Origin of the sequence: Oscillochloris sp. ZM17-4 (assembly GCF_019599295.1) — a bacterium.
Classification (GTDB): domain Bacteria; phylum Chloroflexota; class Chloroflexia; order Chloroflexales; family Chloroflexaceae; genus Oscillochloris.
Window position 1 is genome coordinate 1 of record NZ_JAIEWN010000088.1, and the last position, 9,406, is coordinate 9,406.

General features: G+C 65.4%; 11 protein-coding genes and 2 pseudogenes. 8 read left to right on the forward strand and 5 right to left on the reverse strand.

Translation table 11 applies throughout. From position 1 onward, the window contains the following. Positions 1-1,060 (forward strand): annotated as a pseudogene (locus K2Z83_RS27065) (hypothetical protein); the annotation flags it as partial. 211 nt (positions 1,061-1,271) lie between these two features. Continuing rightward, positions 1,272-1,772, forward strand: a complete 501-nt coding sequence (locus tag K2Z83_RS27070; RefSeq protein ID WP_220598285.1) for a hypothetical protein — start codon at positions 1,272-1,274, stop codon at positions 1,770-1,772. Positions 1,773-2,035: 263 nt separating this feature from the next. Here K2Z83_RS27070 and K2Z83_RS27075 read toward each other — a convergent pair whose 3' ends face one another. Genes K2Z83_RS27075 through K2Z83_RS30280 form a run of 5 tightly spaced genes read right to left on the reverse strand, consistent with a single transcriptional unit; the run spans position 2,036 to position 3,292 of the window. After that, entirely contained in the window at positions 2,036-2,221 is a 186-nt protein-coding gene (locus K2Z83_RS27075; RefSeq protein WP_220598286.1) for a type II toxin-antitoxin system HicA family toxin, read from the reverse strand. Then, positions 2,222-2,440: a type II toxin-antitoxin system HicB family antitoxin gene (locus K2Z83_RS27080; RefSeq protein ID WP_220598287.1), complete on the reverse strand. Its 219-nt coding sequence runs from the start codon at positions 2,438-2,440 to the stop codon at positions 2,222-2,224. A gap of 54 nt (positions 2,441-2,494) precedes the next feature. Next, positions 2,495-2,731, reverse strand: a complete 237-nt coding sequence (locus tag K2Z83_RS27085) for a hypothetical protein (RefSeq protein ID WP_220598288.1) — start codon at positions 2,729-2,731, stop codon at positions 2,495-2,497. Further along, positions 2,712-2,993 (reverse strand): BrnT family toxin, encoded by a 282-nt coding sequence (locus K2Z83_RS27090; protein WP_220598289.1) that lies wholly within the window; start codon positions 2,991-2,993, stop codon positions 2,712-2,714. Before K2Z83_RS27090 ends, K2Z83_RS27085 begins: the two co-directional genes overlap by 20 nt. A gap of 38 nt (positions 2,994-3,031) precedes the next feature. Further along, positions 3,032-3,292, reverse strand: coding sequence for a helix-turn-helix domain-containing protein (locus K2Z83_RS30280; RefSeq protein ID WP_220598290.1), 261 nt, complete (start codon positions 3,290-3,292; stop codon positions 3,032-3,034). A 177-nt stretch (positions 3,293-3,469) separates the two neighbouring features. Here K2Z83_RS30280 and K2Z83_RS27100 point away from each other — a divergent pair, with 177 nt between their 5' ends. From K2Z83_RS27100 to K2Z83_RS27125, 6 genes and pseudogenes are all read left to right on the forward strand, one after another. Continuing rightward, a complete protein-coding gene (locus tag K2Z83_RS27100; RefSeq protein WP_220598291.1) occupies positions 3,470-3,721 on the forward strand; it encodes a hypothetical protein in 252 nt (83 codons plus the stop codon). Beyond that, a complete protein-coding gene (locus K2Z83_RS27105) occupies positions 3,718-5,325 on the forward strand; it encodes a hypothetical protein (RefSeq protein ID WP_220598292.1) in 1,608 nt (535 codons plus the stop codon). Before K2Z83_RS27100 ends, K2Z83_RS27105 begins: the two co-directional genes overlap by 4 nt. Then, a complete protein-coding gene (locus K2Z83_RS27110; protein WP_220598293.1) occupies positions 5,322-6,263 on the forward strand; it encodes a tyrosine-type recombinase/integrase in 942 nt (313 codons plus the stop codon). Before K2Z83_RS27105 ends, K2Z83_RS27110 begins: the two co-directional genes overlap by 4 nt. A 460-nt stretch (positions 6,264-6,723) precedes the next feature. Then, complete coding sequence (locus K2Z83_RS27115) at positions 6,724-6,948, forward strand: helix-turn-helix domain-containing protein (protein WP_220598294.1); 225 nt, start codon at positions 6,724-6,726, stop codon at positions 6,946-6,948. Next, positions 6,948-8,117, forward strand: a complete 1,170-nt coding sequence (locus K2Z83_RS27120; protein ID WP_220598295.1) for a site-specific integrase — start codon at positions 6,948-6,950, stop codon at positions 8,115-8,117. Before K2Z83_RS27115 ends, K2Z83_RS27120 begins: the two co-directional genes overlap by 1 nt. A 186-nt stretch (positions 8,118-8,303) precedes the next feature. After that, positions 8,304-9,406: pseudogene (locus K2Z83_RS27125) on the forward strand (hypothetical protein); the annotation flags it as partial.

Here is a 9,406-nt window from a genome sequence, read left to right on the forward strand (position 1 = left end):
CGCCCAGGCCGCCGGCGTCACGTTGTCTACAGCGGAGCGACTCGAGCGCCGGCTACAGGCCGCCGGCCAGCTGCGGATCGAGCTGTACACCCTGTCGAAGAGCGACGGCCGGCACACCAGGGCCAGCCGGGTTGTGCTGACGCCGGTGTCTACACCCCCCGAAAATCGGGCGGATGCAGACACCGGAATCAGCTTCTTTTGCCCCGCCGGCGCGGATGCAGACACCGACCCACGAGAGGCCGCCCAGGGCAGCAGCACGCCGCAAAGCCCTGCTGAGGGTGACGTATGCATAGGGGAATACACAGTGTGTGACCTCCCCCTACCCCCCGTCGCGCCCGTCCCCGCCGCAGCGGCCCCGGCCCCGGCCGCCGCCGGCGGGCTGCACGCACACACTGTGTCTTCCCCCTGCCCGGCCCCCCGGCCCCTGGCCGAGCTGGTGAGCGAAGCAATCGACGCCTACGGCACGGCCGGCGGGAAAGCCGCCCGGCGCCGGGTCGCTATTCACGTCCGCACGGTGGGCGGGCTGAAGGTGAGCGAGGGCGTGATCACCCGCGTCTACCTGGCCGAGCTGGCCCGCCGCAAGCACGCCCGCGCAGATGCCGCGCTGCGCCGCAAGGCCGAGACGATGAGCCCGACGAAGCGCCGCGCCCGGCTGCGCAGCCTGGAGCACAGCATCGTGTCCGATCTGAAGCTGGCCGAAGATCTGCGCCTGCGGCCGCTCACCCCCGAGGGCGAGAAGCGCAGCGAGAAGACCCCGGCCGCCCTGACGGCCCGCGCCTGGGTCTGGGCGAAGCAGTACGCGATCATCGCCCAGGTTCACGAGGAGCGCACCCAGGACAGCCTGGCCTACGAAGAGGCCCAGCTGCTGGCCGAGGCCGGCGCGGTGATCGAGCGGCTGCGCGCCGCCGGCGAGCTGCCCGCCAACAAGCCCCGCGCCAGATTCAAGCCCCAGGCTGGCCCGGCCCCGGCCGCCCTGCCACCTGGTGGCAGCTACGACGTAGCCGGGATGATTCGCCGACTTGAGGAGCGCAACCGCCAGCTGGCCAGCTGCGCGGATTAAGGAGCTTCCGTGTTTGTCGTGTCGTATTGCCGTATAGGGAATCCATATACACACACATTTTTTGCCACCTTACACACGAATGGGCGCGAAATGCAGTAGGACGCCACAAAGCGCCCATTCCTGTTTTACAATACGGGGTGATTTTTGCTTGCGGAGTGAGTGCGGATCGCATTATAGGATAGCATTTTACTCCGCATCTGAGGAGCCGTATATGTCACTGAAACGCAAGCCGGTAGATATACAACCCTTTCCGCTATGGCTATTGTCGGCGCTACTCTTTGAGCAGAAATATGTATACGTTAACGATTCTCACCTTGTCATCGAGAAGTGCAATCTTCTCTACAGCCAGACATTACATATTAGTGTTGGGTCTGCCGATTGGCTGCAATGGATTGAGCGTAATAGCCGATTTAACTTTAAAAACAACAAAACATATTGTTTGTTTCAAAAAGAACGGCGAGGAAACCGCTATTACTGGTATGCTTATAAGTGGCACACCAATAAGCATGGGTCTGAGCGGGTATATGTGGGCAAGCTCGAAGAGCTTTCACCGCGAGAAATCACCGAAAAGGCAATGGAGCTTGATCGTATGGCGCAGTTTACGAAGGAGGAGATAGCCCGCCGGCGAGCAAGGGCGAAGGCCCGCACGCGCACGCGCACTAGGCGCACTAGGCGTACTGCCCAGGCTGATGCCCGCCGCCTGGGGGAGTGATGGGTATGTTTGCGCGCAAACATACCCCCCCCCGTGTCTAAGTTAGACACGGGGGGGGGGTGTGTCTAGCGCATCAGGACGCCAGGACACACCCAAGGTGTGACTGTGTCTGTGACTAACACGCTAGTCACAGACACAGTCACAGTCACACCCACAGAGGTGATGTGACCGCGCAGCGCCCCCCGGCCCGCCCCACAAACACACCAGGCGCAAGAGCAGCTGCTCTTGCGCCTGGTGAACTTCGCCCCCAGCTTGCCACCGGCCTACGGCTCGGGTATCTCCAGGTCGCGGCATATCTTCCGGGCGGTGATGTCGTTCACCTCGCGGTGACGCGGCACGGCGGAGCGCTTGCCCGTGGCCGGGTGCCAGTACAGGCTATGCTCTCCGCCCTCGCGCTTCAGCGCGCAGCCGTGCCGCTCCAGGTGGCGTATCAGGTCTGCCCGCTTCATCTAGGCCGCCACCGCGAATAGCTCGCGCTTTAGCACCGTCTGGCCGGCCAGCGTGGCCTCAGCGTCGGCGCGCAGGTCTTCCAGCATCAGGGCCAGGGCGTCGCGCAGGTTGGCCCGCGCCTCTTCCATCGTGGCCCCCTGCGTGTTCACGCCTGGGATTTCCTCGATCCACGCGGCGATCCACTCGCCCTCTTGCACATAGACCGCTGTCAGGTTCATCGCGGTTCCCTTTCTGTCTGTTGCCCGCCCGCCCCCAGCTGGCCCCGGCCTTGTCTAGCTGGCGGTCCGCCGCTGGATCTCGCCGAGTCTGATCACCAGCCGCAATGCCTCGTTTACCGCCTCGGCGGTGGGGAATGCCTGCGCCACATCGGGGGCGAGCAGTACCAGGTTTGTCCCCTCCCGGTATCGCTCGGCGTGCTTCCCGCGCACGCCGCCCGCAAGCAGCTGGGCGAGATCGTACTCTGGCCGCAGCTCATCCTCTGGCTCTTGGTTACTCGGTTCGCTCGCCATAGGCTTTACGCTCCGCTCTGGTGAGTGGCCGGGCGCTAATGATGCGGATGCTGGTGCCGCGCTCGGTAAAGGCGACCATCAGCAGCCGGCCACGGTTTGATGCCCCGATGGTAATGTAGCGGTCTTCGTCCGCAGAGTGATCCGGGTCGTAGGCCGTCACGCTCAGCGGATCGCCAAAGACGGTGCCCGCCTCGCTGAAGGAGACCCCGTGCTTTTGCTCGTTACGCTCTGCTTTGTCTGGGTCCCACGCGAAAGATAGCATAGCGATTTGCCCGCCCCCAGCTGGCCCCCGGCCTGGGGCTAGGTCTTCGGCGGATCCGGGATATACCTCAGTATCTCGTGAGGCAAGCACTCAAAGTATGTACAAAGCGTGCTGAGCGTGTCGAACTGGATACCCTTCGCCTTGTTTGTATTGAGGGCTACCAGGGTAGAAAGGGCTATACCTGTGTCCTGCGCAATTTGACGCAGAGAAACCGGCCTATCGCCTTGCCTGATGAGCTTGGCGTTATGCTGCGTCAAAAAATATCGTAGGTCACTTGTAATCACAATTTCCGCCAGCATAAGCAACTCCCTGTGTCGAATTTTAGTCCACTGGAACAATAATAGCAAAATCGAAAGCTAGAGTCAATGCAGTGCATTGACAAACACTATCACTGCGTGTTAGTATACGCGCATCGTAAACGAACGGCGCGGCCGGGATGAGCCCCGGCCGCGCCAGTAACCAAAGGAGTGTTCCCAATGGCTACAATCACGAATTCTAGCACACCCCCGGCCCCCATCCCCTCGCAATCGCTCTCTATCTGGCTTGTGAGTGAGGAGCTTGCCGAGCTGCACGCCGAGATGGAGCACCGCAACGCCGAGCGCGTGAAGAACGCCGCCCGTTTGGGCCAGACGTGGCGGCCGCTTGACCTGGCCGAAACCGCCGAGCTGGTGATCGCCGAGCTGATGCGCGCCGCCGCCCAGGCCCGCACGGAAGGGGGCGCGCAGTGAATAAGTTCCTGGCCGCCCTCTTCGCCGGCGCGCTGGCCCTGCTGGCCCTGGCCGCCGCCGCCCGCGCCCTCACCCCGGCCCCCTTCGACCCGGTGGCATACGAGCGCCAGCAGATCGCCATTGAGCAGGCCCGCGCCCTGGCCCCGGTGCAGACCTTCGCCGCCGGCCTGCTGGCCCTGGCCCCGCCCCTGGCCCTCGTGCTGGCGATCATCCTGCTGGCCGCCTGGGGGTCGGTCTCCCTGATCAGGTTTCGCCACCTGGCCCAGCCCGACAGCCGCGGGCTACTGCCCGTCAACCTCTACCAGCTGGCCGACGTGGCCCCCCAGGCGCTGGGCGCATACCACGGCACCCAACAGATCGCGGCCGCACGCCAGCCCGTCCCCCAGACCGTCACCTATGCGCCCCACGATGCGCAGCACTACGCGCCCCGGCTCGATTATCGAGCTGACAGCCGAGGAGCTGTTGAGCTTCCTGCTTCAGAACCCGCCGCCCAGCTTCCTGCGGATGTGCCCAGCTTCGCCCAGCTGCTAGGCGCCGGGCGCATCGGCCGGGGGCAGCCGCTCATGCTGGGCTACGACCTGGCCGAGGCCGCGCCCATCTGGGGCAGCTGGCGCGATCTCTACTCCGCCGGCGTGGGCGGCGCCCAGGGCGGGGGCAAGAGCTGGACGGCGGCCAGCCTGATCGCCCAGAGCATGCTGAACGGTGCCAGGGTCATCCTGTGCGACCCGCACGCGGGCGACGAGGAGAGCCTGACGACCCGACTCGCGCCCCTGCTGCCCTACATGCAGCTGTGCGCCGACGACGAGCGCCAGATCGAGTCCGCCGTGCGCTTCGCCGGTGACGAGCTGGCCCGCCGGCGTGAGAAGAAGAGCCCCGACCGCACGCCCATCCTGCTGGTGATCGATGAGTGGACAAGCCTGCTGCGGCGCGGCCTGGCCGACAAGCTACCGCCCATCCTGGCCGACTTGAGCCAAGAGGGCCGCAAATACGGGGTGAACGCCCTGCTGCTGGCCCAGCGCTGGAGCGTGGATGCCGCCGGCGGGGGCGACGTGCGCAACACCCTGACGGCTCACTATGTCCACCGCACCCGCGCCGACGAGGCCAGGATGCAGACCGGCCTACGCGGGGGCGCGCTGCCCGAAGACACCATGCAGCTGCAGCCCGGCCAGAGCTACCTGCTCGACACCAGGGGCAACGTGCGCAAGGTGGCAACCCCCCAGATGGGCGCGGCCGACCTGGTGAGCGTCGCTGGCCTGCTGGCCGCCCCGTCGGCCCCTTCCGCCCCTTCCGCCCTTCCTTCCGGAGCCCCTTCGCTGGCCCCTTCGCTGGCCCGCCCGCTGGGCTTCCGCCCGGCCCGCCCCGAAGGGGCTTCCGAAGGGGCTTCCGAAGGGGCTTCCGCTGCGCCCCTTCGTGGGCAGCAGGACGCGGTAAAGCTGACACCCGAAGATGCGCGGATTGTGGCCCTCTTCCTGGAGGGAAAAAGCCCGTCAGACCTGGCCGCCGAGATCGCCGGGGGCAAGAAGAGCGGCGACGCCTACGCCCAGGCCGCCCGCCGGGTTGCCGACATCCTACGCCGTGCGCTGGGGAAGGGGGGCGCGCTGTGACAGCTCCACAACCCGCCCCCAGCCCGGACGCGATCACCCTGGCCGCCGCGATCACCGAGTTCATCGGCGATCTAAAACTGCGCAACCTACAGCGCTCGACTATCACGAAGCACCGAAACGAGCTGCTATCCTTCGAGCGCTGGCTATGGCCGCAGGGACTCGACTGGCAGGTACTCACCTATCGCCAGATTAAGCCCTACGTTGCCGCCCGGACGGATTTCAGCTGGCAGTACCTCCGCAACACCATTACCACCCTGCGCGTGTTCTACCAGTGGGCGACGGAACAGGAGTATGTAAGCTCGTCGCCGGCGGCCGGCTTCAAAACTCCGAGGTCGCGCACACCGCAACCCCGTTCACTGACCCGCGACCAGGTGCGCGAGCTGCTCGGAGCGTTAGCCAACGCCGAGGGCGACGAGATGCGCGACCGCGTGTTAATCCTCACCGGCATTTATGCCGGGCTCCGCGCCTCCGAGCTGGGGGCGCTGCGGTGGAACCAGGTCGATATTGCTGGCCTGGTCATCACTATTCCTATATCAAAGATGAACCACGGGCGGTGCATCCCTATACACCCGGTATTAGCCGAGGTGTTCAAGCAATGGAAAGACACACAAAGTACACTCGTGAGTGGAAATGGTGTCTTTGTGCATACCGTGGAGGGTACAAAGCATGTATTTTCCACACGATACAAGCGCGCATCAACGGCCAGTATGGTTGGTAAAGTATGCCAGAAATGGTCAAGCCGGACTGGCATCAAGTTTACCTCGCATATGCTGCGCCACACCTTCGCAACGTGGATGCTTCGACGGTCAGGCAATATCTATTCCGTCAGTAAAGCACTCGGGCATGCACAAATCGCACAGACACAAATCTATGTCTCTGCGAATGTAGAGGATATCCGGCCTGATGTTGCGAAGCTGCCAGATTTAGCAGACTGGTAGCTTTAACCAAGAATTAACCGCGATCACTCTTCCAAAGTCACAAGCCGGCGTACACACAACGTATGACGCTTGCCCGTTGCGCAGCATAGGAAAGCCATAAAATGCCTATCACGCACGAGTGTTCACACAATGCCATGCTGATAGGTTTTTGATAGGTCAATCTGGCTGCGATGTGCTATGTTCTGGCTGCGGGAGCAAATCAATAGCGGTTTCAGCCTCTCACCTGGCCGCAACCCGTTGGCCCAGGCCAACGCCCTGAAGAGGGTTACAACAATATTTTCGGCCCTGGCCGGTGTGTGTGAGAGCACACCGGCCAGGGCATTTTCATACACAAAGCAAAACCCCCACGCAGGAACATGGGGGCTCTGCAAAGCACAAACAACCAAAAGGTAGAAACCCGCTGAACCCTATTCTACCCTGAGTGCTGCGCAGATGCAATACCCCGCAAGGAGCATCACCAATGACAACGCACACCCCCACCTCGCACCAGGTGCCACCCGGTGGCAGCTTCGCCCGGCAAGTGACCATTGCCGAAGCCGCTGAGCTGCTTTCCTACGGCAAGCGCACCGTCTACCGCATGGTGCAGACGGGCGAGCTTCCCAGCGTCGGCGAGGGCAAGCTACGCCGCATTCGGATCGCCGACATCCTAGCCTGGCAGAACCGCAACCGAAACGGGGGCGAGTGATGGGGCGCAAGAAGGGCCGGGCGAATGGCGAGGGCAGCATCTACGAGTACCCGAAGGACTCGGGGGTCTGGTTCGCCTCAGTGACCGTTAACGGCAAAGAGAAGCGCCGCCGCGCCAGCTCGCAGAAAGAGGCCCGCGAGTTGCTGCGCGAGCTACAGGAGTCGCGCCGCGCCGGCGTGTCGCTCAGCAAGCGCCAGCCCACCGTGAAGGAGTGGTGCGAGTCCTGGGTGACGACCGCGCCCAACCTGCGGCCGCACATCCGCGAGCACTACCGGGTGAACCTGGCCCGCTACCTGTACAAAACCCCCCTGGCCCGCCGGCGGCTTGACGCCCTCACCCCGGCCGAAGTGCAGGGCTGGGTAAACGACCTGGGCGGCCGGGTCTCACCTGGCACCGTGCGCAACGTGCATGCGCGCCTGCGCCGCGCCCTGGCCGTGGCCGTGAAGCAGGGCTACACCCCGCGCAACGTGGCCCTGGGGGTTGAGCTGCCCAGCTCGACCCCCAGGCAGATCGCCGTGCTCGACTTCGCCCAGGCCCGCCAGCTGCTGGCCGCCCTCGAAGGTGATCGCCTGGCCATGCTCTACCGCCTGGCCCTGAACCTGGGCATGCGTGAGGGCGAGCTGCTGGGGCTTACCTGGGAAGCTATCGACCTGGCCGCCGGCGTGCTGCGCGTGCTGCGCCAGCTACAGCGCATCCCCAACCCCGACTCTGAGGCGCAGATCAAGAGTGTGCTGAGCCTACAGCCGGTGAAGACAGAGTCCGGCAAGCGCAGCCTACAGCTTGACAGCGACCTGATCGCCGAGCTGCGCGCCCACCGCGCCGCCCAGGCCGAAGAGCGACTCCTGCTAGGCCCGGCCTGGCGCGACCCCTTCACCAGCCTGGGCGGCCTGGTGTTCACCAACACCGCCGGCGGCCCGCTCAGCCCCTCCGACCTGTGGCGACACTTCAAGCGCGCCCGCGAGGCCGCCGGGCTGCCCGCAATGCGCTTTCACGACCTGCGGCACACCGCCGCTACCCTGATGCTGGCCGCCGGCGACACAATCTCAGCCGTCGCCGGCGTCCTCGGACACAGCAGCCCGGCCATCACGGCCAGGGTCTACGCACACGCCCTCGAAGAGAGCAAAGCAACCGCGATCGCCGGCCTGTCGGCCCGGCTGCGGAAGGGATAAAAAATGCTGACTACTCACGCGCATAACTCACAGCACGGAGCGCCGCCGCATCAGGAAGCGGTAAACGTACCACAAAATAAGTTCTGTCAAGACATTAAGTCTGCTGTGCCAGAAATTGCACGAGGCGTTTTATCGCACTCTGATGCGACCTCAAACAGGCGTTCTAGTGCCAGTGATTGCCAGTGTTTGCCCCCCAGTTCCTCACGTCTACTACTCACAGTTCCCGAAGAGCTGCGCGCCCGCCCCCAGTGGGTGATCTGGCGCTACGGCCCCCGCCGCAAGGACGGCAAGCGGCCCAAGCTGCCCTACTGCCCGGCCAGCTGCAGCCCGGCCGATGTGACCGACCCGGACAGCTGGGGCAGCTTCGAGCAGGCCGCCGCCGCCCTGGCCGGCCGGCGCGGCTACTTCGAGGGCATGGGCTATGTCTTCGCCGAAGACGACCCCTTCACCGGAGTCGACCTCGACGGCTGCATGGACGCCGCCGGGCACCTCGACGCCCAGGCCGCCGCCCTGCTGGGCCAGCTGGCCGGCGCGTATGTGGAGCTGAGCCCCTCGGGCACCGGCGTGCATGCGATTGTGCGCGCCCAGCTGCCCGGCCCCGGCCGCCGGCGCGGCCAGCTGGAGTGCTACGACCGCGCCCGCTACTTCACGATCACCGGCCGCACCATGTCGGCCCCTGGCCCCATCGCCGCCGCCCAGGCCGCCATTTCGGCCCTGTACACCGACCTGGGCGGCCAGGCCGCCGGCGACACCGCCGCGCCCCTGGCACCCGAAGCCCTCGACTGGGGCTTCTTCGCCTGGCTAGAGGCCCGCATGCGCCGCCTGATCGGCCCTGACGGGCTGCCCTACGGTGCGACGCCCCAGCTGCGCGATCTGCTGCTGCGCGGCCAGCTGCCCCCGCGCCTGGCCGCCACCGATAGCGAGCGCCGCGCCCTGGTTGTCGCCCAGCTGGCCCGCGCTGGCCGCATGCCCGAAGAGACATACCTGCTGGCCCGCCACATCTGGGCGCGCTACGGCTATGAGAGCAACAAGCGACCGCACGACCTGGTGACAGACGCGCTGCGCCTGCTGGCGAAGTACCCGGTTGACCCGGCCAGCTACAGCCCCCACAGCCTGGCCCGCTACCAGGAATACCGGCACGACCCCCAGCGGCCCCAGGAAGCCGCGCCAGCGGCCCTACGGCGGCCCCAGCCGGCCCGCCGCGCCGTCTGCACACCAGATGCCTACCTGACGGCCCTGGGCGGGCTGGATACGGGCGCTGGCGTGGTGCTGGCCCTCCGATCGGAGCG

Coding starts and splice junctions, on each gene's coding strand:
- K2Z83_RS30280 (WP_220598290.1), bottom strand. CDS start 3,292: ATGCTGGCGGAAATTGTGATTACAAGTGACCTACGATATTTTTTGACG.
- K2Z83_RS27075 (WP_220598286.1), bottom strand. CDS start 2,221: ATGAAGCGGGCAGACCTGATACGCCACCTGGAGCGGCACGGCTGCGCG.
- K2Z83_RS27090 (WP_220598289.1), bottom strand. CDS start 2,993: ATGCTATCTTTCGCGTGGGACCCAGACAAAGCAGAGCGTAACGAGCAA.
- K2Z83_RS27070 (WP_220598285.1), top strand. CDS start 1,272: ATGTCACTGAAACGCAAGCCGGTAGATATACAACCCTTTCCGCTATGG.
- K2Z83_RS27100 (WP_220598291.1), top strand. CDS start 3,470: ATGGCTACAATCACGAATTCTAGCACACCCCCGGCCCCCATCCCCTCG.
- K2Z83_RS27085 (WP_220598288.1), bottom strand. CDS start 2,731: ATGGCGAGCGAACCGAGTAACCAAGAGCCAGAGGATGAGCTGCGGCCA.
- K2Z83_RS27080 (WP_220598287.1), bottom strand. CDS start 2,440: ATGAACCTGACAGCGGTCTATGTGCAAGAGGGCGAGTGGATCGCCGCG.
- K2Z83_RS27115 (WP_220598294.1), top strand. CDS start 6,724: ATGACAACGCACACCCCCACCTCGCACCAGGTGCCACCCGGTGGCAGC.
- K2Z83_RS27120 (WP_220598295.1), top strand. CDS start 6,948: ATGGGGCGCAAGAAGGGCCGGGCGAATGGCGAGGGCAGCATCTACGAG.